Genomic DNA, 24040 nt, shown 5'->3' with positions numbered 1-24040 from the left:
ACTGTCGCCGGTGCGGCGCGTTCAGCGTGCGCGCAGCCGTGATGCTGCGTCCAGACGGATGGTGTGCGCGTTGAGGTAGGCGTTTTCGATGATGAAAGCGCAGCAGTGCGCGAACTCGCGCATGTCGCCGAGGCGTCTCGGGGCTTCGATCTGCGTCTTCAACGCAGCGATGATCTTCTCGTCGAGCGTCTGCACCATCGGCGTCAGGAACAGGCCCGGCGCAATGGCATTGACACGGATGCCGACGTCGCCGAGTTCCCGCGCCGCCGGCATGTTCATGCCGAGCAGTGCCGCCTTGGAGGCGGCATAGGCGACCTGACCGATTTGTGCCTCATAGGCGGCACCCGACGAGATGTTGATGACCACGCCGCGCTCCTCCCCGACCTCCGGTTCGTTTCTGGCCATCTGCTCGGCGCATTTCGACATGACGTTGAACACGCCGTTGACGTTGACCGCCGTCACTTGCGCAAACTTGGCCAACGGTGTGGCCTTGCCGTCCTTGCCCAACACCTTGCACGGCGTGGGCAACGCCGCGCAGTTGATGCAGACGTGAACCGTACCGAACCGGGCCGTCACGGCTGCGACCGCGTTCTGCACGGACTCCTCACTGGCGACGTCGGTTTGCACGAACATCGCATGTTCGGCGCCGATCTCTTCGACAGCCTTAGCTCCGGCTTCGGCGTTCAGATCGAAGATGGCCACGCGCGCGCCCTTTTCCTGCACCAGATAACGTGCGGTGGCGAGGCCAAGGCCCGAAGCGCCGCCGGTAATGACGATGACTTTTCCTTCAATGCGCATGATGTGTCCTGTCGCGATGGTGCTTAAAACGCCGGCACGCCGGTCAACGCGCGGCCGATGATGAGTTGCTGGATCTGGGTCGTGCCTTCCGGAATCGGCGCGATGATCGCCTCGCGGGCGAGCTTCTCGACGAGGAATTCGGTCGTGACGCCGTTGCCCCCGTGGATCTGCACGGCCTGGCGGGCGATTTTCACGGCTGCTTCGCACGCGAAATACTTGGCCATCGCCGCTTCCATCTCCGCCGACACGCCTGCTTCGATCATCGACGCCGCGCGATAGGTCAGCAGGCGCGCGGCGTCCACGCCAGTCGCCATTTCGGCCAGCATCGCAGCGATCAGTTGGTGACCTGCGATGACCTTGCCGTGCTGGCGCCGCTCCGTTGCATAACGAACCGCCTCTTCGAGCGCGCGGCGAGCGATGCCCAGCCCCTGGGCGGCGACGAATACGCGCGACCGTTCGAACAGCGAGAGCGTATTGCGCAGTCCCTCGCCTTCGTTGCCGATCATGTTGGAGGCCGGCACGCGCACGTCGGTCAAAAAGATCTGTGCGGTGGACTGGCTGTTGAAGCCGATCTTGTGGATGCCGCGTACTTCGTACGGATGTTCGTTGCGGTCGAGCAGGAAGTGCGTCAGCCCCTTGCGCGGATCGTCGCTGGTGCGGCAGGTGCAGATCAGGAAGTCGGAATACTCACCGTTGCTGATCCAGGTCTTTTCACCGTTGATGATGAAATGGTCGCCATCGCGGCGCGCACGCGTCTTGATTTCCAGCACGTTGGAGCCGACGTCGGGTTCCGAAATGCCCATCGAGACGAAACTGTCTCCGCTCAACAGGCCGGGCAGGTAGCGTTCACGCAAATGCGGGGGCGCGATCTTCTCGAGCAGCACGACGCCGAACGAGTTGATCAGCACCGGCACCGACAGGTCGGCCGAGGTGGTCGCCACCTCCTCGAACAGCATCAGCGACGTCAGCCAATCCAGGCCCATCCCGCCGTTGGCTTCGCTCGCGATGCCCGACACCAGCCCGAATTCCGTCAGCCGGCGCATGATGTCGGCCATCTTGTCGCGCGGCACGAACTTGTCGCGGTATTGCTTGCTGAAGATCGGATCGATCTCGGCATTGAGGAAGCGCTTCAGTCCGTCGACGGCAGCCTGCTGCTCTTCGGTGCGGAATACATATCCCATGACGGTCTCCTTATTGTTTTCCCAGAATGTTGACGCCAACCACGGCCTCTTCGAGGCCGTACAGGCCGCCGCCGTTTTCCTGGATGGCGATGCGTGCACCTTGAACCTGACGCTGTCCGGCTTCGCCGCGCAACTGGGTCACCAGTTCGTGAATCTGGCCGAGACCGGTCGCACCGATCGGGTGCCCTTTCGATTCGAGCCCGCCGGACGGGTTGATCGGGATGCGTCCGCCGACCGTGAAGTCACCGCGCTCGGCCGCCGGGCCGCCCGCACCGAACGGCACCAGCATCAGCGATTCCGCGTTGAGGATCTCGCCGATCGCCGACGCATCATGCACTTCGGCCACGCTGACGTCCTCAGGCGCGACGCCGGCTTGTTCGTAGGCCTTCTTCGCCGCGAGATGCGCGATGATCTTGTGCGGCTCGTCGAGACCACGCGTCGTACCGGTCTGGATGACGCTGGCCAGGACCCGCACCGCACGGCCGGCCTCACCCTGCAGGCGCTTCAGTCCGGCGCCCGTGCACAGCACCGCGGCGGCGGCGCCGTCGCTGATCGGCGAGCACATGGCCGTCGTCAGCGGGTAGGCGATCGGTGCCGAATCCAGCACCTGCTCGATCGTCATGGGCTGCTGGAATTGCGCGAGCGGGTTATGGACCGAGTGCTGGTGATTCTTGGCGGCCACCGCGGCGATCTGGCGCTGCGTGGTGCCGTAGCGCTTCATATGGTTGCGCGCGATCGCCGCATAGACATCCATGAAGACGCTGTAGGGACGCTCGGACATGGTGCCGGGCGGCGGCTCGACGCCTTCGCCCATCGCCAGCAGCGTCGTCTTGTTTTCCTCGACGGTCGACACGTCCCAGCCGCCGTCGAACGCGCTGAACATCTTCGCCTTGTCGGCAATGTTCATCTTTTCCGCGCCGACGGCCAGCGCGATGTCGCAAGCCCCGGCCCGCAGCGCCTGCACGGCCAGGTTGAATGCCGACGCGCCCGATGCACAGGCGTTCTCGACGGTAAACACCGGAATGCCTTCGATGCCGACGCGGCGCATGGCGATCGGGCCGGGAATCGCGGTCTGCCCCTGGAACAGGCCATTGGTCAGCGTCGCATAGAATGCCGACCCGATGTCGGCAGCTTCCGCGCCGGCATCTTTCAACGCCAGCGTGACAGCCTCGCCGACCAGGTCGTAGACGCTGCGCTCCAGCAAGCGGCCGAACGGCGTCATGCCGACACCGGCAACATAGATATCGTTCATGTAATTCCCGAAAGAGGAATGAGAAATACGGATTGAAGAAACCGGGGAGGCTCAACGGCCCTGGAATCGCGGCGCGCGCTTTTCCGCGAATGCCTGCAAACCCTCCTGCAGGTCGAAGCTGCGCAGATGGCGACGCAGCATGACTTGCTCGTGCAGCAACGCGTCGTCACGGCGCTTGTCGGCGGAGGTGCGCGCGACTTCCTTCATGCGCCGCAACACGATAGGACTCTTTTCAGCAATCCGGCCGGCCAGCTTCATCGCCGCGTCGGACAAGTCGGCGTCGGGATGCACTTCGGATACCAAACCGTAAGCCTTCATCTCGGTCGCCGAAAGCGTCTTGCCGGTCAGCAGCAGATACATCGCGATGTTCTGAGGAATCAGCCGCGGCAAGACCGCCGCGCCACCCGCGCCGGGATAGACGCCGAAGTTCGCATGGGCGTCGCCGATGGCGGCGCTTTCAGCCGCGATGACGATGTCGGCGCACATGGCCAACTCGAGGCCCCCGGCCATGGTGACGCCGTTGAGTGCGGCGATCACCGGTTTCGGGAAATTGCGCAGGCGCGCGAGCGTCGAGTCGGCACGGTCGAGGAAATCGGTTTCGCCCGCCTCCGCCTTCTGACCGGCCAGCACCTCCTTCAAGTCCGCGCCGGCGCAGAAGGCGGGACCTGCGCCAGTCAGCACCACGACGCGAATGCCATCGTCATCGGCGATCTGCGCCAGCCTGCGGTCCAGTTCGGTCAGCAGCGCGATGTTCATCGCGTTCATCGCCTTGGGGCGATTCAGCGTCAAGCGCGCGACCGCGCCAGTCGTTTCAAACAGCAATGCTTCTTCGGTCATGACGTCTCCGGATTGTCTTGGAATGTTGTCGTGGCGGAGAGGGAAAGACCTGCCCGCAATAGGAAGTGATCATAGGCAGGGGGAAATGACCGCGCGGCTCTTTGGAGCGAAAAGTGCATTCCGCAGAGCGATCGGCCGCGATCGTTGATGACACGCGCCGATCAGCGGTGACCATGGAAGGAAGGATCGACGCGCCGGCACGGCCGGCTGGCGGCCGCCACGAGCGTGCGTTGGACGGGTCAGCGGCGGTGTAGAATCGGCGGCACCACCGTCTATCGACATCACCGCGCCGTGAAACCCGACCGCCAGCCCGCCCTCGTCGCAACACAGGAAGCGACGACCATAGCGGGGTACTGCACGGCAATCGCCAAGACCCTGCAAGCCAGCGGAATGGACAGCGAGCGCATTTTCCGCTCCGTCGGCGTGCAACCCGACATGGTGAACGGCCCGATGGTCCGACTGCCGGTGTCCACCTTGACCCGGCTATACCGTGCGTGCGTCGAGGCCACCCACGATCCGTATTTCGGCCTGTCGGTCGCGCGGCACATCCACATCTCCAATCTGCACGCGCTCGGCTATGCGCTTGCCGCCAGCAGCACGCTGCTGGACTTCTGTCGCCGACTGGAACAGTACTTCCGGCTGGTATCGCAGGCGGCAACCGTTCGCGTCATCGAAGACGCCGACACGATCGCCGTGCGCGTCACCGATTTCAAGGTCGAGGTCTGCGGCGAAACCGAAGACGCATTCGTCGGGTTCCTGGTTCAAACGATGCGACTGTTGTACAAACCGGGGTTCAACCCGCTGTCCGTGGAATTCCATCGTGCGATGCCGCGTGAAGGCGACGAGCCGTACCGCGCGTTGATGCGCGCACCGGTCAGCTTTTCGAATCGGGCCACGACGCTGACTTTCGACAGGCACGCGTTGATGCAGCCGCTCGGCGGCGCCTGCCCGGAATTGGCACTGGTCAACGACAACATCGCGAATCAATATCTTGCACGGCTGGACAAGAGCGACGTGGTGACCGGCGTCACGCAGAAGATCATCGAATTGCTGCCCTCCGGCGATTGCAGCAGGGAGAAGGTGGCCGAAGCGCTATGTGTGAGCCCCGCTACGTTGCAGGTGCGGTTGGCGCAGCGCGGCACCCATTTCCTGCAGATCATGGACGACACGCGCCGGGAGCTCGCTTGCAACTACGTCCGGCAGCGCACGAGCTCCGTCACCGAAATCGCGTTCTTGCTCGGATTCACCAGCACCAGCAATTTCGCCCGCGCGTTCAAGCGATGGACGGGCATGTCGCCTACGCAATTCCGGGACGCCCCAGCCGAGCAGGAGGTTTTGTCCCGGTAACGTCGCCTATCCCCCATCCCATTACGCGCGTGCGCCGCACCTCGGACAGGTAGATGAGGACCAGCGACGCCCACACGGTCCCGTACAGGAACATGAAGCAGGTCATGCGCACGCGCAGCAGGTCGAGAGGATCGGCGGCAGGAAGCCGCCGAAGTGCGCGGGATGGCCGGCAGTCGCGGCATCGCGCGTGATCCGCATGCAGCATGATGCGTCGAGTGCGCGGAGACGGCCATCCGGGATCGCCGCGCTGCGCCGGTTCGTTCATGGAAGACCGCGCAACGCGTGCGACGCAATTCCGGCCGCCGGCCGGGCACACCATTGAGCCGGCAGACGTGCCGAAGCGGGACGCGATAGCGGCTGGAGCGGGACGACGCGAATGCGTCGGGTACGACAGACGGGCCAGGGCCCGCGAAAAGCGGCGGCATGGCAAGAGGGAACGGGGCGCGTCGGGGCGCCACTGACGGGCAGAGCCGACGCGGGCCGCGCGTCACCCCTCGCCCTTCGGCCCCGGGTTGAGCATCACGACAAAGCAGGCCACGCCGACGATCAACGCGATCGCGCCGCCGCGCAGCGCGATCGTCGTGTCGAACAGCAGCCCGGTCACGACGGCCATCATCCCCGCGAGCGACACGAACACGGCGATCGCCGCGACGACGATCCGGTACTGGCGACGTATCATCGCGCGCTCGCGTCAGGCTGCCGCGGCGGACGCCGGCTCGCCGGAATCGTCGCCGCGAATCAGCAGCACCGGGCACTTCGCGCCGCGCACGAAGCGCTCGGCGACGCTCCCGAGCAGCACGCGCCGGATGCCGCGCCGCCCGTGCGTGCCGACCACCGCGAGGTCGATCCCGTGCTCCTTCACGTAACGCTGCAGGCGTTCCGCGACGTCCTCGCCGATGCTCTCGGTTTCGACGAGCTCGGCCTCGCCCTTCGCGCCGGCCAGTGCGATGATCTGTTCGGCTTCACGCAGCACCTTGCGCCCGTCGTCGCGGATTTCCTCGATGAGCGCGTGCGGGTCGAAACGGCCCGCGTACGTGAACAGCACCGACTTGTCGACCACATAGACGACGCTGACGTGCGTATCGCCCGCCAGTGCCACCTTCACTGCCTCGGCAAGCGCCTGTTTCGACGAAGCGCTGCCGTCGACGGCCACCATGATCTTCTTGTACATGCGAACCTCGCTGGGGTGAGTTGCCGGGCGCGGTCGCGCGCGGTCATGTGCCCATCATCGGCGGACGGCCGGTTCGAAGGTTGACGGCGATCAAGATTCCCCGACAGCGGGTCGTGCGGCAAAGCGCCACGCGGAGCAGCCGGGGCGCCGTCCCGGTGGCCGAACCGGGCTGCCGAGCGGCCATGCCGCCGAAGGCGCTATCATCGACGTTACGACCTTCGTCCGGCCCTTTTTTGCCGGCTCACTTTCAACTCGCTCAACCGACATGACAACGACTACCGAACGCGTGGACGGCGCCGCCCAGCATCTCGTCGCCGCCCGCCATGCCGGCACGCCCGGCCCGCTGCTGCCCGACGCCTTGCGCCCCGAGAACGTCGATACCGCACTCGCGATCCAGCATCGCGTCGCCGACCTGCTCGGCGAATCCATCGGCGGATGGAAATGCGCGCTGCCGCCGCCCGACCGCGTGATCGTCGCGCCGATCTTCGCGTCGACGATCCGCGCGGCCGATGCGCCGTACCGCGTCGTCGGCGGCCCGATCGTGCGGATCGAGCCGGAAATCGCGTTCGTGCTCGATCGCGACCTGCCCGCCCGCGCGCAGCCGTACGACGAGCACGACGTGCGCGGCGCGATCCGCGAAGTGCGCATCGTGCTCGAGGTGCTGGGTTGCCGCTATGCGGAGCCCGCGCGCGCATCGAAGTTCGAACTGCTCGCCGACGGGCAGTTCAACCAGGGATTGTGCGTGGGTCCCGTCGTGCCGGACGGATTGAACGTGCCGCTCGAGACGCTCGCGCTGTCGTTCGAGGGTGCGCTGAATCGCACGATCGACGGCCGCCATCCGGACGGCGATCCGCTCAAGCCGCTGGTATGGCTGGTCAATTTCCTCGCATCGCGCGGCGACGGCGCGCGGGCCGGCCAGATCGTGACGACCGGTTCGTATGCGGGTGCGATCGACGTGCCGCTCGGCGATGCGCTGACGGTGCGCTTCGGTGAACTCGGCAGCCTGTCGGTGACGCTGACGGCTTGACGGGCTGACAGCCTGACGTTCAGCGGCGGGGGCGGCTCGCGACGAACGCGGCGCCCGCCCCGCCTGCCGACGCTGCGTGATACCGTTGCACAACGCCCGTCACGCTTGAACCGCGTGCCTTTCCGTCATTCGCCATGCCGCCGACACCGTTGCCCGCCCTGCTGGACGAAGTCCTGCGCACCGTCGATCGCCGCTACCGGTTGCCGCCGCTCGTGCGCGCGCCGTCGCTGGCCGACGCCGCGAACCCGGCCGTCGTCATCGCCGTCGCGATCGAAGAAGCGCGCCGGATGCAGGCCGACGGCCGCACGCCCGACCCCGCATTGCAACGCCGCTTCATCGATGCGCTCGCGCGGATGATCGGCGACGCGATGGACCCGCAAACCGGCGACCCCGCCTTCCAGGCCGCGGTGCTTCGGCATCGCGCGGCGGCCGTGCGTGAATACGCATCGCTCGCCGCGCATGCCGAGCAGGACCGGCGCGCGCTGCGCTCGGCCGTCAACACGATCGCGCATCCGGCCCGGCTCGAGCGGCATGCGCAGGCATGGCAACGCGAACCGCTCGCGCGGCTGCATGCGGCCGCGGCCGGCGCGTCGTGGGACGATCTCGACGCCGCGCTGCGGCAACTGCTCGCGCAGCCGGAGATGGCGACCGACACCGCGTTCGAACAGGACATCGCCAGACTGAAGGACAGCGCCGCACTCGCGCGGCTGCGGCGTCTCGATGCGCTGGCGCCGGATCCGGACGTCCGGCAGTACCGCACGCTGTGGAGCCGCCAGGGTCCGCTCGAAGGCAGCGCGCTCGCCGTCGCGCAAGGTGTCACGTCGCAACAGCGGGGCGCGGCCGTCGAGGCGCTGGCCGCGCAGGCGCTCGACGCCCTGGCCGCGCAGCTCGACGCGAGCGATGCACAGCGCACGTATCGCGTGGTCACGTCGATGCGCGTGCCGGCCTCGATACCGGCCAAGCACGACCGCGCGAAAACCGAGTGGGATGCGGTGCTGCTCGCTCGCGCGCGCGGCGACGATCCGTCGGCCGCGTGGCACGTCGTGTTTCTCGTCGAAGCGAAAGCGTCCGCGGATGCGGCGACGACCGATCTGCCGCGCCTGCTGCGCGGCCTGAGCCTGCTCGCGCAAGCCGATCCGGACACCGTCTATGCGTTCGACACGCGCGAAGGCACGGTACGCCTGCACGGCGCGTCGCTGCGCGCGCTGACGATCGACGACGCGGCCTTGCAGCGCGAAGTGCTGTACTGCTGCGATGCGTCGGCAGACCCGGCGCCGCGCCTGCTGGGTGCCGCAAGCCGGATGCAGTTGCTGTCGGCGCCGGCGAGCCTCGAATACGCGAGCGCGCTCGCGCAGTGCGCGGATGCCGATCCGCATGGCCTCGGCGCCGTCTGGCAAGCGCTGCTGGAACTGCCGTCATGGCGCACGGTGCTGCACCAGTACGAATCGCTGCGGCAGGTTCGGGCGCTGATGGTGAGCGTCGACGATCTGATGGCCGCGATCGAAGGCGACATGGGCGAAAGCGCTGCGAACGAGGCATGACGTGCGAGCGCGAATTGCACGAATGGCGCGACTTCCGCGTTGAATCATCACGCGTGATCCGCTCAGTTGTTGAGTACCCCGAACGGCAGCGTCCACCCCTTCAGTCGCCCGCCGTCTCCCCAGCGGCTTTCATCGTCCGCGCCGAACGGCAGCAGAACCGGCACCGCCGCGCATGCCGGCGTTTCCTTCGGCGTATGGCCGAACTCGGCCTTGAACAGCCGATGGAAGTACTTCTCGTCCGGAAAGCCGTGCGCCCATGCAATCTCCGCGATGCGCTGGTGCCGGCGCTGCGGATCGCCGAGCACGTGGTACGCGTGACGCAGCCGCCTGCGCGTGAGCTGCCGCATCACGCCGCCCTCTTCCTTGAACAGCTGATAAAGCCGCGCCCGCGACACGCCGATTTCCCGGCAGATCCGCTCGGGTGCGAGGTCGGGCTCCAGCAGGTGCGCGTCGATATAGCGCCGCACGCGCTCGATCAGCGCGGTGTCGATCGGTCCGCGCGCCTCGTCGAACGCCTGTGCGCTCGGGGCGACGGCCGCGCTCATGAGCAGCAGCAACGATTGCACGACGCTCGGCAACTCGTGCGTGCGCAGGTTCGGCAGGTTGCGGTGCAGCGACAGCATCTGGTCGCCGAGCAGCCGCCCGACACCGCTCGCCAGCGTCTGCCCGTGCGCGTTCGCCGCATGGGCCGGCAGCAGATAGCGCGGCACCACGAGGCTGATCACGTCGCCGGCCTCGACCCGGCAATCGTTGACCTGCGCGACGTCATAGACGAACAGGTCGCCCGCACGCTTGACCAGTTCCGGCCCGCCGGTGCGGCACGTGAGATGCCCGCCCAGCAGCAGCGTGAAGCGGATCGAATCCTGGCCGTCGAGCCGGATCCGCCGCGTCGTGCGGTGCACCGAGTAGGTCGGCGCGCGCGACCGCCAGCACCGGCTCGAGAAGATCAGCGGGCCGAGCGCCGCGCCGGTCGCTTCCGCGTTGAACGCGCCGTAGCCGCCGAGGTCGTCCAGCCGGTAGTCGCAGAGCATGTCCTTGACCCACACGTGGAATCGGTCCCGCACCGGATAGTCGGTGGTACGAAACTTGAAGACGGGGATGGCATCCGCTTGATCCATGGCAGTTTTCATTCGAGCCGACAGGAAAGGAAGGGATCGGTTCGTCGATTATCGGACCAAAATGCGGCGGTGGACAGCGGGTTCGTCGCAGTGCCCGCCGCGCCGTCGATCGACATGCGCGCGGCGGGCAGCGCGGGCGTCAGCGACGCGGGTGGCATTCCCAGTCGTTGTACGTCGGCCGGTCGATCGGCGTGAGGCCGGGAATCATGAACACGGTGCAGGTGAAGCGCCGCCCCTTGCCGGTGGTCGCGTCGTAACTCACCGGCTGGCCGCCGAGCCCGTTCTTCTTCCCGTACTGCACGTTGGCGATCGTGATTTCGTCCGACGACGCAAGGCCGATCGTCTTCGCGGTCGATGTCTGCACGTCGGTCATGTTCATCTGCGTCGTGCCGCAACCGGCCAGCGCGAGGCTGGCGGCCGCGGCGCCCAGCGCGGTCCGTACGGTGCAAAGCAAGGTCTTCTTCATGGCTTCTCCTTCGGTTTCCCGTGCAACGCGATCACGAGCCCGGGGTATAGAAACTGGACTGCAGCTGGCTGCCGATACTCGCGACGTACGATTGCCAGAGGAGTGCCATCGACCCCGTCGCGTTGACGGCCAGCGCCGGCCACGATGCGCTCTGTGCCGCCACCGTCGACGCGCTCCACGCCCCGTCCCGGTAGCGGGCCGCGATGACGGCCGACGCGCCCGGCAAGCCCGTGTCCTGCCATGCGACCGTCACGTGGCCCGCCGCGTCGATCACCAGCGGCGGGTACTGGGCGGCCGCCCCGTTCAGGTGTTCCGTCAGCCGCTGCAGCGGCCCCCAGTTTCCGCCGGCATCGGACACGCTCGCCTGCAGCGCCGCGCCGCCCTCCGCCCACATCACGGCCGCGATGCCGTTGTCGTTGACGGTCAGCATCGGCGTCGCGATGAAGCCGGTCGGCTCCGTGATCGCCGGCGCCACCGGCGCGGCCGGCTGCCACCCGGTGCCGGCGACGAAGCGTTGCGCCATCGTGGTCGTCTCGAGATGCCCGCCGGTCACGTCGAGCTGCCCCCACACCAGCGTGATGTTGCCCTTCGCGTCCATGCCGGCCGCCGGCGAGATGATCGTCGTAAACAGGCTCGTGTTCGACACGGCCTGGTTGACGTCGGTCCAGCCGTTGGTCGGGTCGTACGTGGCCGTCCACAGCGCCGAATGCGTATGGTTGGTCTGCCGCCACGCGAGCACCGCGCGGCCGGACGACAGAACCGACATCATCGGCCTCACGTTGTCCGTATCGCCGGTCACCGCACCCGGCCCGGTCTGCACCGGCATCTGGATCAGCGCCGTGGGCGACCACTGTCCCGCCTGCGTATAACGCGTCCAGGCGATGCGCGTATCGAGCAGGCTGATCGACTGCGTCCAGGCGACGAGCGCGTTGCCCTGGCTGTCGATCCCGGCCGTATAGGACGAACCGCTCATGTCCGCTGCCAGTTCGGACGCCGTGCCCCAGCCGGCGCCCGGGCTGTACGGGCGCGCCCACAATGCGTACGTGTTGGGGCCCGGCATCCATTCGGTCCAGAACGCGACCGCCTGGCCGCTCGCATTGCCGACCAGCTGCGGCGGAACGCCGGTCAATCCGTTCATCGAATGCGTACCGTCGCTCGTGTCGAGCCGCGTCGCGCTTTGCCAGCCCGAACCGGGGACATAGCGCGCGCCCCACATTTCGTTGCCGTACGGACTGGCCGGGTCGACGGTCATCCAGGTGGCGAGCGCATTGCCGCTCGCGTCGATCGTCACGCTGGGGTCGCCTTCCGGCCCCTTGCCGTCCACCGCGACGGCCGTCGACCAGCCGGCCTGCGGCTGCGTGGTTCCGCCGCCGGTCGGCCCGCCATTCGAGCCGCCGCCGGGCGATGTCGTGCCTGAAGGTGATCCGGGGGAGGTCGGCGTCGACTGCGACGCACCGCTCTTGGTCGAGACGTCGTCGCCGCCGCATGCGGTCAACGCGAGAACGACGGCCATGGCCGTCCAGGTAACGGGTTTCATCACAATCCTCTTGTTCTGGATTGACGGCATGTGCTTGCCCGTGCAGCAGGTCGAACCTGCCGCGCATATTGATAAGCAGTGCCATTCAATGGATATGGAATGCCGCGCTTTCGTCGAGCCTCGCCCTGTTCGATCGCGCGGACGGCCTTTGCTTCCGGTACGGACGACGGCTTGCTTACTGCCTCTGTCGCCCAACGCCGGACACCCCGAAGTGCCGGCTGCATCTTAATTCATACGATCCGGAATCAAGGTGGGGTTGCGTCTACAGTGAGTGGAGATGCATTTCGCCGGGTGTCGGCACGCGCATGAGCCGGTGATGCGCGGATGCGGATTGCCGCGGCGGGCGGTTGGCGGCGTGCGGTGGACAGCGTGAGGTGGACGGTGGACGGTGGGCGGTGGGCGGTGGGCGGTGGGCGGTGGGCGGTGGGCGGTGGGCGGTGGGCAGCGGGCAGCGGGCAGCGGGCAGCGGGCAGCGGGCAGCGGCTGCAATCGTGCGGTGCATCGAGGGGGAATCCACGGTAGCGAGCCGGACGCTACGCTGCGCCGTGGCGACTTCGCGGTGTCGTGCCGGCAGCATCGTTCCGCGTAGCCGGTCAAACCCGCCGGCGAAGCGAAAGGGAGCTGGCCGGCATCACCGGCCAGCGCGGCGCAGCCCGCGAGAACGGGCTTGCGCCGCCAGCGTTACGACTGGACGAAGGCCAGCAGGTCGGCGTTCAGCACATCGGCGTTGACCGTCAGCATCCCGTGCGAATAGCCCGGATACGTCTTCAGCGTGCCGTTCTTCAGCAGCTTGACCGACTTCAGCGCCGAATCGGCGATCGGCACGATCTGGTCGTCTTCGCCGTGCAACACGAGCGTCGGCACGGAGATCGACCGCAGGTCTTCGGTCTGGTCCGTTTCCGAGAACGCCTTGATGCCTTCGTAGTGCGCCTTCGCGCTGCCGATCATGCCCTGGCGCCACCAGTTCTGAATCACGCCCGGGTGCACCGTCGCGCCCGGCCGGTTGAAGCCGTAGAACGGGCCCGACGGCACGTCGAGGAAGAACTGCGCGCGATTGTCGGCAAGCGCCTTGCGGAAGCCGTCGAAGACCTCGAGCGGCAGGCCTTCCGGGTTCGCGTCGGTCTTCAGCATCAGCGGCGGCACCGCGCTGACCAGCACCGCCTTCGCGACGCGGCCTGCCGGCTCGCCGTGGCGGGCCACGTAGCGCGCGACTTCGCCGCCGCCGGTCGAGTGGCCGATATGGACCGCGTTGCGCAGGTCGAGCGCTTCGGCCACCGCGAACGCGTCCGCCGCGTAGTGATCCATGTCGTGGCCGTCGGAAACCTGTGCCGACCGGCCGTGGCCGCGACGATCGTGCGCGACCACGCGATAGCCCTTCTGAACGAAGAACAGCAGTTGGGCATCCCAGTCGTCGGAAGACAGCGGCCAGCCGTGGTGGAACATGATCGGCTGCGCATCCTTCGGGCCCCAGTCCTTGTAGAAGATGTCGACGCTGTCCTTCGTGGTGATGTAAGGCATGGCTTCAGGCTCCTTTGGGGTAGGTGAACGTCACGTGCCGGCCGGCCACCCGGGCGGATGTCGGTGTCGAACTGCGGCGCGGCGGCACACCGCGCCGGTCGATGCGGCACCTGAGTGTTGTAGCGGAAAACCGCGACCGTGTCATGAAGCCAATTGCATACCGCCGTCTATCGGTTCTCCGCGGGCAACGACGATGTGTGGCGCGAACGACCATGCCGCGTTCGTCACCGGTCCGGACGAGCACAACCTCGCAGCGGTGTGCTCGCATCCCGAGACTTGACCATTCAACGCAACTAACCGTGCGATTTCGCACGCCCCAACCCTCGTGCCTCAACCGTCCGTCGACACGGTCAGCGCCTCCCACGCGCGCATGTCGTCGTCCAGCGCCGACCATTTGGCGCGCACGAGCCGAAGCGCATCGCTGCCGAGCAACAGATGGGCCGGCGGATGGTCCGCCGCAATGACCGCGAGCATGGCACGCGCGGCCTTCGCGGGATCGCCCAACTGACGGCCGCTGTTCTCCTCGCGCGCGTGACGGATCGGCTCGAAGAGCGCGTCGTAATCGGCGATCGAGCGCGGCGTGCGCGTCATCGAGCGGCCGGCCCAGTCGGTGCGGAACGAGCCCGGCGCCACGGCGGTCACCGCGATGCCGAACGGCTCGAGCTCCTTGCCGAGCGTGTCGGAAATCCCTTCCAGCGCGAACTTGCTGCCGCAGTAATAGGCAATGCCGGGCATCGTGATGTGGCCGCCCATCGACGTGATGTTCAGGATGCGGCCGCGCCGGCGTGCGCGCATGAACGGTACGACGGCCTTCATCATCGCGACGGCGCCGAATACGTTCACGTCGAACTGTCGGCGCATCTCCGACAGCGGCGACTCCTCCATGATGCCTTCGTGCCCGTAACCGGCGTTGTTCACCAGCACGTCGACGGGCCCGACGCTCGACTCGATCGCCGCGACGACGCCGTCGATGCGCTCGAAGTCGGTCACGTCGAGCACGCGCCCGATGGCCGCATGCGGGGACAGTGCTTCGAACGCCCGCTTCGCCGCTTCGCTTCTCACGGTGCCGACCACCGTATGACCCGCGGCCAGCGCCGCTTGTGCGAGCGCGCGGCCGAAACCGCTGCTGACGCCGGTGATGAGCATGATAGTGCCGGATGCCATGTGAGCTTCTCCCGAATGTCGATCGAAGCATGCATACTAGTCTGACGATCTACGCAAATTAAGCTCGATTCCGCTGATTTTCTTGCACAAAACTATGAGCACCGCGCCCTCTTCGTCCCGATCGCCGCAGCTGCCCGCGCGCAGCCGTCAACGCCTGATCGCGTTGCTGCATGCATTGGCGCCGGACGAAGGCTACAACCTGACCGCACTGCCGAGCGTGCGCATCCTGCGCTCGAACCGCGCGCTGTCGCGCACGCCGGTGCTGTACGACCCGGGCATCGTGATCGTCTGCCAGGGCAGCAAGCGCGGCTATTTCGGCGGCGAACGCTACCTGTACGACGAGGCCCACTACCTGGCCGTCTCGGTGCCCGTCCCGTTCAGCATGGAAACCGACGCAACGGCGGCGCACCCGCTGCTCGCGCTGTATCTGCACCTCGATTTCCCGATGGCCGCCGAACTGGCCGCACAGATCGACCGCGAAGGGATCGCCGAACCCGTGCAGGCGCCGAGAAGCATGATGTCGACGCCGATGGACGACGCGATGCAGGCGACCGTGCTGCGTTTCGTCGAGGCGCTGCACCGGCCGCTCGAAGCGGCGATACTCGGCCGCGGGTTGCTGCGCGAACTGTATTTCCGCGTGCTCACCGGCGCGCAGGGCAGCGCCATGCGCAACGCGCTGGCGATGCGCGGACAGTTCGGCCGGATCGGCCGTTCGCTGCGCCTGATCCACGCCGACTACGCGCAATCGCTCGACGTCGCGCAACTGGCCGCGGAAGCCGGCATGAGCGTGCCGAGCTTCCATAGCCACTTCAAGGCGATCACGCAGGTGTCGCCGATGCAGTACCTGAAGTCGACGCGGTTGCATCAGGCGCGCTTGCTGATGGTGCGCCAGGACCTGACCGCAGAGGCGGCCGGCCATGCGGTCGGTTATGCGAGCCCGTCGCAGTTCAGCCGGGAATTCAAGCGGCTGTTCGGGCTCACGCCCGCGCAGGAGACGAAGCGCATGCGTGCGCAGTTCGCGATTCCGGCGGCGTTCGAGGATGCGGTGTTCGTGTCGTCACACTGAGCGACGCGCCGCGAGCGGCACGCGTGACTCGGCGGGCCCGAGGCCCCGCGCGTGAAACTAGTCGGTACGTGCACACTCTCCGCCCGCGGCATCGCGCACCAGACCCGCCAGCGATTTCAGGATGAACGCGGTCACGCCCCAGATGTCCTGCGTCTGATCCGCCCAGTACCAGGCGCCGGCGCGTTCGCCGTCGCCGTATTGCCGCGGCAGATCGGGATTCAGCAGCGTCGAAAACGGAAACTCGAAAATCGCCTCGACTTCAGCGGGTGCGGCTTCCCATGCGGCTGTTTCCGACACGAAGCCGATCACGGGAAAAATGGCGTGATTGCGCTTTCTCGTTTTATGAATCGGCAAGCTTCCGATCATCCGCACCGCATCGGGCGCGAGGCCGATTTCCTCGAACGCCTCGCGCAGCGCGGTCGCGCCGATGCTGGTGTCCGATTCCGCCGGACGTCCGCCGGGAAAACTCACGTGCGACGAGTATTCGCTGAGCCCCGACGATCGCTTGGTCAGCAGGATCGTCGGCTCGCGCCGCGCGACGATCGCGACCAGGACAGCGGAGAATTTCCACGGTCGGTCGTTGTCCGCGAGGTAGAGCTGCGCCGTGGGCCACGGCGTGTCGGCCGGGATCAGCAGGTGTTCTACGCCGCGTGCGAGCGCGTCCAGCATGGTTTGCGGCGAAGCGGTGCCCGCCGATGCGTTCGCGAGTCCACCCCCGGTTTTCAGGTGGCTTCCGTCGGATGCCATGTCTTCCTCCTGCATGCAGAATGCTGCAAGCGTCGAGCGACACGGAACCCGACCTGTGTTGCATGGGCACGGCGTCGTTGTGTTTGAACCGGCCGGTTCCGGATTCGCAGGCGGCCGCCGGCTCCGGCGAAAAAATTGGCGCGATCGTTGCGAAAATTCGCGTGACCGGGCCGAAGCGGAGAACCCTGATGATGCACGAAAATTGAAATGCCGAGCGACCGCGCATCGATCGATGCACTCGGTCCGGCAGAATGCAGGATCGTGCCGAAGCATCCCGACATCCGGGCGATGCTCGCACGCCCCGACCAGCACGCCCCTCTCACACGAGATCGAGATGACCCAGTACGCGTTCCGCCTGCTCAATGTATTCGCCGAATCGACGTTCGGCGGCAATCCGCTATGCGTGTTCGAAGATGCGCGCGGCATGGACGACGCGACCATGCGCGCACTGGCCGTGCAGTTCAACCTGTCGGAAACGACGTTCGTGCTGCCGTCGGCGCATGCGCATGCCCGCGTGCGCATCTTCACGCCCGGCCATGAAATGGCGTTCGCGGGCCATCCGACGCTCGGTACCGCGCATGTCGTGCGCGACCTGCTGAAGGCAGGCGACACACTCGCGCTCGAATTCAAGGCCGGCGTGGTCGACGTCAAAGCCGGCGACGACGTGTGGACGTTCACCGCCCCGCACGCGGGCATGCCGAAAACGGCGCCTTGCGCGTTGCCCGATACCGATACGGCGGCCATGCTGGGACTGACGACGGACGATTTTCTCGCGCCGCCGCTTTGGGTCGACACAGGCGCGGACCAACTGCTGGTCGCCGTCAAGAACCCCGCCGCCGTGCGCCGCGCCCGGCCCGACAGCGCCTGCCTCGAGCGCTGGCCGACCAACAGCCTCGGTCGAAAGACCGCCTATGTGTTCGCGTTCGACCCGCATCGTCCCGGGAAAGTGGTCTCCCGCTATTTCTTTGCGAAACAGGGCGGCGGGATTTTCGAAGACCCGGGCACGGGGTCGGCCTGCGCGAATCTCGGCGGCTGGCTGCTTGCGGCCCATCACGCGCTGCCCGCCGCGTTTGAGGTCGAACAGGGCGAAGCCGTCAGCCGGCCTTGCCTGCTGCGGTTGTCGGTCAGCTCGAACGGTGAAATCAGCGTCGGCGGTCGCGTGGTCGAGCTCGGACGCGGCGTCATCAACGTGTAGACGCAACGACCTGCGACGCCGGACGCGCGCGCGACACGCCGCCATCCATGCGTCGTGCGTGCTGCGGGCCGGCGCGGGAGCGATCGACGGCCGGGGCATCGACGCACGCCAGGCGTCGCCGCGCTTGCCATGCTGCACGCATCGCCCGCCCGAGCCGATCGCCGACATCAACGACCCGGCCGCCGAAATCGCGCACACGTCGTGCGCCGCCTGCAACGCGTGCTTCGGCACGGCAGCCGTGTAGCCGCTCGTCGAGCGCGCGTAGGGCATGAGCAGCAGCGCTTCCATCACATGCTCGCGCATCTGGCCGAACCGCTCGCGCGGTTCGTGATCCTCGCGGCTGCACCGGATCGGCTTCGCGAATTCGACCAGGCGCGGCAACCGTCATTGCGCCGGGTCTTTCAGCTCGATCAGCAGATCCTTCGCCGCGACTCGCTCGCCCGGCTTCACATGCACGGCCGCGATCTCGCAGTCGCGCTCCGCCGCGATGTGCGTTTCCATCTTCATCGCCTCGAGCGCGATCAGCGTCGTGCCGGCCGACACACGCTGCCCCGGTTGCACGGCGACCGTGACCACCGAGCCCGGCATCGGCGCGGCGACATGCAGCGGATTGGCCGGATCGGCACGCTGCAGGCCATGACGCTCCTTGCCCGCCTGCACGATGCTCTTCTGCTCGACCAGCGCGGAACGCGACTGGCCGTTCAGTTCGAACAGCACCTTCACGATGCCGTCCTGCGCGTCGGCATGCTGACCCTGCAGCGACACGAGCAGCGTCTTGCCCGGCTCGATGTCGATCGCCACTTCTTCCTGCGGCTGCAGTCCGTACAGGAACGCCGGCGTCGGCACGACCGACGTGTCGCTGTAGGCACGCACGTGCGCGTAGTAGTCGACCGTCTGCTTGGGATACATCAGGTAGGACGCGAGCTGCCGGTCGTCGAGCGGGCGCTCGCACGCGGTCTCGGCCTGCTTGCGTGCCGCGTCGAGGTCGACCGGCGGAAGCTGGTCGCCGGGACGATACGACGCCGGCGGTTCGCTCTTGAGCACCTTGCGCGACAGGTCCGCCGGGAAGCCGTCGGGCGGGAAACCCAGCTCGCCCTTGAACAGCGACACGACCGACTCGGGGAACGCGATGTCCTTGTCCGGATTGCGCACGTCGTCCACGCCGAGGTCGTTCGCGACCATCATCAGCGCCATGTCGCCGACCACCTTCGACGTCGGCGTGACCTTCACGATGTCGCCGAACAGGCGATTGACGTCCGCATACGCGCGCGACACCTCGGTCCAGCGATGATCGATGCCGAGCGAGCGCGCCTGCTCGCGCAGGTTCGTGTACTGGCCGCCGGGCATCTCGTGACGGTAGACGTCGGCCGTGCCCGCGCGGATCTCCGATTCGAACGGCGCGTAATAGCGGCGCACGCCTTCCCAGTACATCGACGCTTCGTGCAGGCGGTCCTGATCCAGCCCGGGATCGCGCTCGCTGCCGGCCAGCGCCGCCGCAATACTCGACAGGTTCGGCTGCGACGTGAGCCCGCTCATCGCGTCGAGCGCGCCGTCCACCGCGTCGCAGCCCGCTTCGACCGCCGCGAGCACCGACGCCGCGGCGATCCCGCTCGTGTCGTGCGTATGGAAATGCACGGGCAGCCCGGTTTCTTCCTTGAGCGCCTTCACGAGCGTCGCGACCGCCTGCGGGCGGCAGATGCCGGCCATGTCCTTGATGCCGAGCACGTGCACGCCGGCCCGCTGCAGCTCGCGCGCGATGCCGACGTAATACTTGATGTCGTATTTAGAGCGCGACGTGTCGAACAGGTCACCGGTGTAGCAGATCGCGCCTTCGCAGAGCATCCCGCTCTCGCCGACCGCATCGATCGCCACGCGCATGTTGCGCACCCAGTTCAGCGAATCGAACACGCGGAACACGTCGACGCCCGCGCGTGCGGCCTGCTGCACGAAGAAGCGCACGACGTTGTCCGCGTAGTTCGTGTAGCCGACTGCGTTCGAGCCGCGCAGCAGCATCTGGAACAGGATGTTCGGCACGCGCTCGCGCAGCAGCGCGAGGCGCTCCCACGGGTCTTCCTTCAGGAAGCGCAGCGCGACGTCGAAGGTCGCGCCGCCCCAGCATTCGAGCGAGAACAGCTGCGACAGCTCGCGTGCGTAGAACGGCGCGATCGGCAGCATGTCTGCCGTGCGCATGCGCGTCGCGAACAGCGACTGGTGCGCGTCGCGCATCGTCGTGTCGGTCAGCAGCACCTGCTTCTGGTCGAGCATCCAGCGCGCGAACTTCTCGGGGCCGAGCTCGCGCAGTCGATCGCGCGTGCCGGCCGGAATCGCCACCGCCGTATCGACCTTCGGCAGCACGGGTTTCGGCAGCGGCAATGCCGGCAGCGTGCGGCCGTTCATCTCCGCATTGCCGTTCACGTTCAGCTCGCCGAGATAGCGCAGCAGCTTCGTCGCGCGATCGCCGCGCTTCGCGAATGCGAGCAGCTCCGGCGTCCTGTCGATGAAGCGCGTCGTCACGTCGCCCGCGATGAAGGCCGGGTGATTGATCACGTTCTCGAGGAACTGCAGGTTCGACGTGACGCCGCGGATCCGGAACTCGCGCAGCGCGCGATCCATCCGGTGGATCGATTCGGCGGCCGTCGGCGCCCAGGTCGTCACCTTGACCAGCAGCGAGTCGTAGTACGGCGTGATCACTGCGCCGCCGTAGGCGGTGCCGGCGTCGAGGCGCACGCCGAAGCCCGCCGCGCTGCGATAGGCCGTGAGCCGCCCGTAGTCGGGCAGGAAGTCGTTCTCCGGATCCTCGGTCGTGATCCGGCATTGCAACGCGTTGCCATTCAGCGGAATCGCCTGCTGCTCCGGCACGCCGGCCGCGCGCGCGACGAGCGCGCCGTCGCCGTCCGTCGCGTCCTCCGCGAGGCCGATCCGGCCGCCTTCGGTGATGCGGATCTGCGCCTTCACGATGTCGATGCCGGTGATCATCTCGGTCACCGTATGCTCGACCTGGATACGCGGGTTCACCTCGATGAAATAGAACTGGCCGGTGTCGGCGTCCATCAGGAATTCGACGGTGCCGGCATGGGTGTACCCGACCGCGCGCATCAGGCGCAGCGCCGATTCGCACAACGCCTGCCGGCCGTCGTGATCGAGATACGGCGCCGGTGCGCGTTCGACGACCTTCTGGTTGCGCCGCTGCACCGTGCAGTCGCGCTCGTACAGATGCACGACCGTGCCGTGCAGGTCGCCGAGCACCTGCACCTCGACGTGCCGCGCATTGCGCACGAGCTTCTCGACGTATACCTCGTCGTTGCCGAACGCGGCCAGCGCCTCCCGGCGTGCGACAGGCAACAGTGTTTCGAGGTCCTGATCGTTTTCCAGCACGCGCATCCCGCGTCCGCCGCCGCCCCAGCTCGCCTTCAGCATCAGTGGATAGCCGACTTGCGCGGCCAGCGCGCGGCATGAGTCGAGATCGTCCGGCAGCGGCGCGGTCGCGGGCATCACGGGCACGCCGGCGGCGATCGCCGCATTGCGTGCGGCAACCTTGTTGCCGAGCGTGCGCATCACGTCCGGCGACGGGCCGATCCAGCGAATGCCGGCGTCGATCACGGCCTGCGCGAAATCAGGGTTCTCGGACAGGAAGCCGTAGCCCGGATGGATCGCGTCGACCTTTGCCTGCCGCGCGACGCGCAGGATGTCGTCGATGTCGAGATACGCGGCGAGCGGCTTCTTGCCTTCGCCGATCAGGTAGCTCTCGTCCGCCTTGAAGCGATGCAGCGCGAGGCGGTCTTCCTTCGAATACACCGCCACCGTACGCATGTTCAGTTCGGCGGCGGCACGCATCACGCGGATCGAGATTTCCGAGCGGTTCGCGATCAGGATGGACTGGATGGGGGTAGGCGTCACGGCGGCCATGGATAGTGAATGGTTGAATTGAGTTCGCCGACGCGCCGTGCTCCGCCCGCCTGCTTCATTGGGCGGCGTGCGGATCGTCGCGTCGGTCATTCGCGGTTGCATCGTCGCGGCTTTCGCCAGTCGACATGTTCGCCAGATCGCCGGATAGCCGCTATCGACATCGCGACGACGAATAGCATCCAGCCGACCAACCGGAAATAAGGGACGGGCTCGCCGGCCGGTCCGGTCGTCGATCGAACCACGGCGAGCCCGTGGCATGAACCGCGCTCGCGACAGGATCAATCGCGGTGATCGAACAGCGGTGCGTGATCCATCCAGTCGTAGCCGGCCGTTCCCTTTGCCCACGCCCAGTTCGTATCGCGGCGGCGTTCACCGGACGATTCGCGCGTCGTCGCGGATCGATCTGCTTCCACCGCGCGTTCGCGCGCAACGCGACGCGCATCGTTCCCGGAAACCGTGTTTCGTTTGCCGTAGCCAGTCATTGCATTCACCTTACGATTGAAAAGCGGGTCGCCTCGAACTGTGCGGTTCGTTTCGTCAGGAAAGAACGGTCGGACGAGAGCACATCGAGCATGTCGTCTCGTAAAGGCAAAAAGCAGGCCACATCGAATATCGAACGGGCGGCGTTGATGGATGGGGCTCGGGCGCGCAGGCCGGCCTCGTACCGGCTCAGATATGGAATCGAAGTTTCAATTCTGAAATCCCGCCAGCCGGGACCGGTCAGCCGAGCGGACCGATGGGCCAGGAGAAGTCAACGTCAATCGGGCCGGCATCGCACACCGCTGAGAAAGGATCCGAAATCGCCCTCCCGACGCGTCTCACCTCCATCAGATCCCGTGCGCGCTCAACCGCGCGCCGTACCAGCGCGAGAACCGGTCGACGTAAGCCTCGGTGAACGGCGAGAACACGCCCGGCGCATACGCAGGATCCTGGGTGCCCGCGTGCGTGATCTCGACGAGGTGCTTGTCCTGCGTATTCGTCGCGACCCATACCTCGGTCAGATCCGACAGCGTGTAATCGACGCCCTCGACCGCGTCGGCATGGACGAGCCATTTCGTGCGCACGAGCGTCTTGTCCGGTGCGAGCGGGATGATGTACGAAATCACCGCGTGATCGCTCATCACGTGGGTCCACGAATTGTGCGTCCACAGATGCGTATCGCCGAGATCGCGCCGTTGCAGGTCGCCGAACAGCTTCGTGCTCGCCACCTTCGTGCTGATCGTCTGCGATTCGCCCGCGCCGGCGATCACGAGCTGCTGCGTCCTGAACTGCGTGACGGCATCCTCATCGAGCCATTCGACGGCCGAGCCGAGGAAGCCTTCGCGCGCCCAGTTCGCCTGGCAGCTGGCGTTGCGCGCCTGGTATTCCTCGAACGCCCGAAGCTGTTCGTCCGTGAGGTTTTCCGGGCAGAAGCCAAAATCCTCGGGCAGGAACGACGCGGTCAGCTCGGGATGGGTGCCCGCGCAGTGATAGCACTCGCGGTTGTTCTCGATCACCAGCTTCCAGTTGCCGTGCTCGACGATCTCCTGCTCGAACGCGATCTTTGTATGCCGCAGGTCGTACGGCGCGAAGCGCGGCGCCATCGTGTCCTCGAGCTTCGTGATGTCCTCGGGTGCATCGTCGTCGAGGCACACGAAGATGTGCGTGCCGATGATGCGCGTCTTCACCGGAATCAGGCTGCCGCAGGTCGTGTCGAAATCCTTGCCCATGTGCGTCGCGTGGCGCAGCGTGCCATCGAGGTCGTACGTCCATTGATGATAAGGACACACGAGCATTCCAACGGTCGACTTCCCCGCCTCCTTCAGGCGCGCGCCACGGTGACGGCACACGTTCCGGTAGGTTCGGACGTTCTCGTCGTCGTCGCGCACGATGAAGATCGACGACTTGCCGATGTCGACGGTCGACACGTCGCCGGGCTCCGGAACGTCGGCCGTCACGCCAACCAGGATCCAGTGCTTCCGGAAGAAGATCTCGACATCCGTTTCGAAGACGTCCTGACGGCCGAACAGTTCACCGGGCATCCCGTGGCCCGGTTGGCGGCTGCGGATCAGGTCGCCGTGCGCCTTGACTTGCACTTCGGACATCGTCTTTCTCCAATCCCAAGGTTCGTGAAATCGCGCGGCTTCGAATGTTCCGCGTCGATTTCAGTATTGGATCGATGAAAAAGAG

20 protein-coding genes are annotated in these 24040 nt (G+C 66.7%); 5 read left to right on the top strand and 15 right to left on the bottom strand.

Features of this window, described 5'->3' with window-relative positions; genetic code table 11:
- Positions 1-21: 21 nt before the first annotated feature.
- Genes U5A56_RS14455 through U5A56_RS14440 form a run of 4 tightly spaced genes read right to left on the bottom strand, consistent with a single transcriptional unit; the run spans position 22 to position 4068 of the window.
- On the bottom strand, positions 22-798 hold the full coding sequence (locus tag U5A56_RS14455) for an SDR family NAD(P)-dependent oxidoreductase (protein ID WP_222155336.1): 777 nt from the start codon (positions 796-798) through the stop codon (positions 22-24).
- Positions 799-821: 23 nt separating this feature from the next.
- Positions 822-1979 carry an acyl-CoA dehydrogenase family protein gene (locus U5A56_RS14450; RefSeq protein WP_415749150.1) on the bottom strand — a complete coding sequence of 386 codons (1158 nt, stop codon included), beginning with the start codon at positions 1977-1979 and terminating at the stop codon, positions 822-824.
- 10 nt (positions 1980-1989) lie between these two features.
- A complete protein-coding gene (locus U5A56_RS14445) occupies positions 1990-3231 on the bottom strand; it encodes a thiolase family protein (RefSeq protein WP_321922984.1) in 1242 nt (413 codons plus the stop codon).
- A 51-nt stretch (positions 3232-3282) separates the two neighbouring features.
- Positions 3283-4068, bottom strand: coding sequence for an enoyl-CoA hydratase/isomerase family protein (locus tag U5A56_RS14440; protein WP_321922982.1), 786 nt, complete (start codon positions 4066-4068; stop codon positions 3283-3285).
- Positions 4069-4359: 291 nt separating this feature from the next.
- Here U5A56_RS14440 and U5A56_RS14435 point away from each other — a divergent pair, with 291 nt between their 5' ends.
- Entirely contained in the window at positions 4360-5415 is a 1056-nt protein-coding gene (locus U5A56_RS14435) for an AraC family transcriptional regulator (protein ID WP_321922980.1), read from the top strand.
- Positions 5416-5902: 487 nt separating this feature from the next.
- Here U5A56_RS14435 and U5A56_RS14425 read toward each other — a convergent pair whose 3' ends face one another.
- Together U5A56_RS14425 and U5A56_RS14420 are read right to left on the bottom strand one after the other, a co-directional pair.
- Positions 5903-6094 (bottom strand): DUF2964 family protein, encoded by a 192-nt coding sequence (locus U5A56_RS14425; RefSeq protein ID WP_124485744.1) that lies wholly within the window; start codon positions 6092-6094, stop codon positions 5903-5905.
- Between the two features lie 12 nt (positions 6095-6106).
- Entirely contained in the window at positions 6107-6586 is a 480-nt protein-coding gene (locus U5A56_RS14420; protein WP_321922978.1) for a universal stress protein, read from the bottom strand.
- Positions 6587-6851: 265 nt separating this feature from the next.
- Between U5A56_RS14420 and U5A56_RS14415 the strand changes: the two genes are divergently transcribed.
- Both U5A56_RS14415 and U5A56_RS14410 read left to right on the top strand, forming a co-directional pair.
- Complete coding sequence (locus U5A56_RS14415; protein WP_321922975.1) at positions 6852-7613, top strand: 2-keto-4-pentenoate hydratase; 762 nt, start codon at positions 6852-6854, stop codon at positions 7611-7613.
- Between the two features lie 134 nt (positions 7614-7747).
- On the top strand, positions 7748-9154 hold the full coding sequence (locus tag U5A56_RS14410; RefSeq protein ID WP_321922973.1) for a 3-deoxy-D-arabino-heptulosonate 7-phosphate synthase: 1407 nt from the start codon (positions 7748-7750) through the stop codon (positions 9152-9154).
- Between the two features lie 62 nt (positions 9155-9216).
- On the opposite strand, the gene U5A56_RS14405 is transcribed toward U5A56_RS14410, so the two are convergent.
- From U5A56_RS14405 to U5A56_RS14385, 5 genes are all read right to left on the bottom strand, one after another.
- Positions 9217-10272 carry an AraC family transcriptional regulator gene (locus U5A56_RS14405; protein ID WP_321922971.1) on the bottom strand — a complete coding sequence of 352 codons (1056 nt, stop codon included), beginning with the start codon at positions 10270-10272 and terminating at the stop codon, positions 9217-9219.
- A 139-nt stretch (positions 10273-10411) separates the two neighbouring features.
- A complete protein-coding gene (locus U5A56_RS14400) occupies positions 10412-10738 on the bottom strand; it encodes a hypothetical protein (protein WP_321922969.1) in 327 nt (108 codons plus the stop codon).
- 31 nt (positions 10739-10769) lie between these two features.
- A complete protein-coding gene (locus tag U5A56_RS14395; protein WP_321922967.1) occupies positions 10770-12275 on the bottom strand; it encodes a hypothetical protein in 1506 nt (501 codons plus the stop codon).
- 681 nt (positions 12276-12956) lie between these two features.
- A complete protein-coding gene (locus U5A56_RS14390) occupies positions 12957-13793 on the bottom strand; it encodes an alpha/beta fold hydrolase (RefSeq protein WP_044848485.1) in 837 nt (278 codons plus the stop codon).
- A gap of 330 nt (positions 13794-14123) precedes the next feature.
- Entirely contained in the window at positions 14124-14957 is an 834-nt protein-coding gene (locus U5A56_RS14385; RefSeq protein ID WP_321922965.1) for an oxidoreductase, read from the bottom strand.
- A 94-nt stretch (positions 14958-15051) separates the two neighbouring features.
- Here U5A56_RS14385 and U5A56_RS14380 point away from each other — a divergent pair, with 94 nt between their 5' ends.
- The gene (locus tag U5A56_RS14380; RefSeq protein ID WP_321922963.1) at positions 15052-16023 is read left to right on the top strand and encodes an AraC family transcriptional regulator; all 972 of its coding nucleotides are present in this window, start codon (positions 15052-15054) and stop codon (positions 16021-16023) included.
- A 57-nt stretch (positions 16024-16080) separates the two neighbouring features.
- Here U5A56_RS14380 and U5A56_RS14375 read toward each other — a convergent pair whose 3' ends face one another.
- The gene (locus U5A56_RS14375) at positions 16081-16770 is read right to left on the bottom strand and encodes a CoA pyrophosphatase (protein ID WP_321922961.1); all 690 of its coding nucleotides are present in this window, start codon (positions 16768-16770) and stop codon (positions 16081-16083) included.
- Positions 16771-17104: 334 nt separating this feature from the next.
- Between U5A56_RS14375 and U5A56_RS14370 the strand changes: the two genes are divergently transcribed.
- Positions 17105-17965, top strand: coding sequence for a PhzF family phenazine biosynthesis protein (locus U5A56_RS14370; RefSeq protein WP_321923291.1), 861 nt, complete (start codon positions 17105-17107; stop codon positions 17963-17965).
- Positions 17966-18349: 384 nt separating this feature from the next.
- Here U5A56_RS14370 and U5A56_RS14365 read toward each other — a convergent pair whose 3' ends face one another.
- The 3 genes from U5A56_RS14365 to U5A56_RS14355 all read right to left on the bottom strand — a co-directional run bounded on the left by U5A56_RS14365 (position 18350) and on the right by U5A56_RS14355 (position 23955).
- Positions 18350-21871: a pyruvate carboxylase gene (locus U5A56_RS14365; protein ID WP_321922959.1), complete on the bottom strand. Its 3522-nt coding sequence runs from the start codon at positions 21869-21871 to the stop codon at positions 18350-18352.
- Between the two features lie 278 nt (positions 21872-22149).
- Positions 22150-22284, bottom strand: a complete 135-nt coding sequence (locus U5A56_RS14360; protein ID WP_260427395.1) for a hypothetical protein — start codon at positions 22282-22284, stop codon at positions 22150-22152.
- Positions 22285-22698: 414 nt separating this feature from the next.
- Positions 22699-23955, bottom strand: a complete 1257-nt coding sequence (locus U5A56_RS14355; protein WP_321922956.1) for an aromatic ring-hydroxylating dioxygenase subunit alpha — start codon at positions 23953-23955, stop codon at positions 22699-22701.
- Positions 23956-24040 lie beyond the last annotated feature (85 nt).

This window comes from Burkholderia sp. BCC1998 (assembly GCF_905339875.1).
In the GTDB taxonomy this organism is placed as follows: Bacteria; Pseudomonadota; Gammaproteobacteria; order Burkholderiales; family Burkholderiaceae; genus Burkholderia.
Note: the sequence above shows the minus strand (reverse complement) of the source record. Positions and strands in the feature narration are given on the sequence as shown.

What these genes read in the sequence shown, in the direction of transcription:
- U5A56_RS14455 (WP_222155336.1), bottom strand. Translation starts at nt 798, where the DNA reads ATGCGCATTGAAGGAAAAGTCATCGTCATTACCGGCGGCGCTTCGGGC.
- U5A56_RS14450 (WP_415749150.1), bottom strand. Translation starts at nt 1,979, where the DNA reads ATGGGATATGTATTCCGCACCGAAGAGCAGCAGGCTGCCGTCGACGGA.
- U5A56_RS14445 (WP_321922984.1), bottom strand. Translation starts at nt 3,231, where the DNA reads ATGAACGATATCTATGTTGCCGGTGTCGGCATGACGCCGTTCGGCCGC.
- U5A56_RS14440 (WP_321922982.1), bottom strand. Translation starts at nt 4,068, where the DNA reads ATGACCGAAGAAGCATTGCTGTTTGAAACGACTGGCGCGGTCGCGCGC.
- U5A56_RS14425 (WP_124485744.1), bottom strand. Translation starts at nt 6,094, where the DNA reads ATGATACGTCGCCAGTACCGGATCGTCGTCGCGGCGATCGCCGTGTTC.
- U5A56_RS14420 (WP_321922978.1), bottom strand. Translation starts at nt 6,586, where the DNA reads ATGTACAAGAAGATCATGGTGGCCGTCGACGGCAGCGCTTCGTCGAAA.
- U5A56_RS14415 (WP_321922975.1), top strand. Translation starts at nt 6,852, where the DNA reads ATGACAACGACTACCGAACGCGTGGACGGCGCCGCCCAGCATCTCGTC.
- U5A56_RS14410 (WP_321922973.1), top strand. Translation starts at nt 7,748, where the DNA reads ATGCCGCCGACACCGTTGCCCGCCCTGCTGGACGAAGTCCTGCGCACC.
- U5A56_RS14405 (WP_321922971.1), bottom strand. Translation starts at nt 10,272, where the DNA reads ATGGATCAAGCGGATGCCATCCCCGTCTTCAAGTTTCGTACCACCGAC.
- U5A56_RS14400 (WP_321922969.1), bottom strand. Translation starts at nt 10,738, where the DNA reads ATGAAGAAGACCTTGCTTTGCACCGTACGGACCGCGCTGGGCGCCGCG.
- U5A56_RS14395 (WP_321922967.1), bottom strand. Translation starts at nt 12,275, where the DNA reads ATGAAACCCGTTACCTGGACGGCCATGGCCGTCGTTCTCGCGTTGACC.
- U5A56_RS14390 (WP_044848485.1), bottom strand. Translation starts at nt 13,793, where the DNA reads ATGCCTTACATCACCACGAAGGACAGCGTCGACATCTTCTACAAGGAC.
- U5A56_RS14385 (WP_321922965.1), bottom strand. Translation starts at nt 14,957, where the DNA reads ATGGCATCCGGCACTATCATGCTCATCACCGGCGTCAGCAGCGGTTTC.
- U5A56_RS14380 (WP_321922963.1), top strand. Translation starts at nt 15,052, where the DNA reads ATGAGCACCGCGCCCTCTTCGTCCCGATCGCCGCAGCTGCCCGCGCGC.
- U5A56_RS14375 (WP_321922961.1), bottom strand. Translation starts at nt 16,770, where the DNA reads ATGGCATCCGACGGAAGCCACCTGAAAACCGGGGGTGGACTCGCGAAC.
- U5A56_RS14370 (WP_321923291.1), top strand. Translation starts at nt 17,105, where the DNA reads ATGACCCAGTACGCGTTCCGCCTGCTCAATGTATTCGCCGAATCGACG.
- U5A56_RS14365 (WP_321922959.1), bottom strand. Translation starts at nt 21,871, where the DNA reads ATGGCCGCCGTGACGCCTACCCCCATCCAGTCCATCCTGATCGCGAAC.
- U5A56_RS14355 (WP_321922956.1), bottom strand. Translation starts at nt 23,955, where the DNA reads ATGTCCGAAGTGCAAGTCAAGGCGCACGGCGACCTGATCCGCAGCCGC.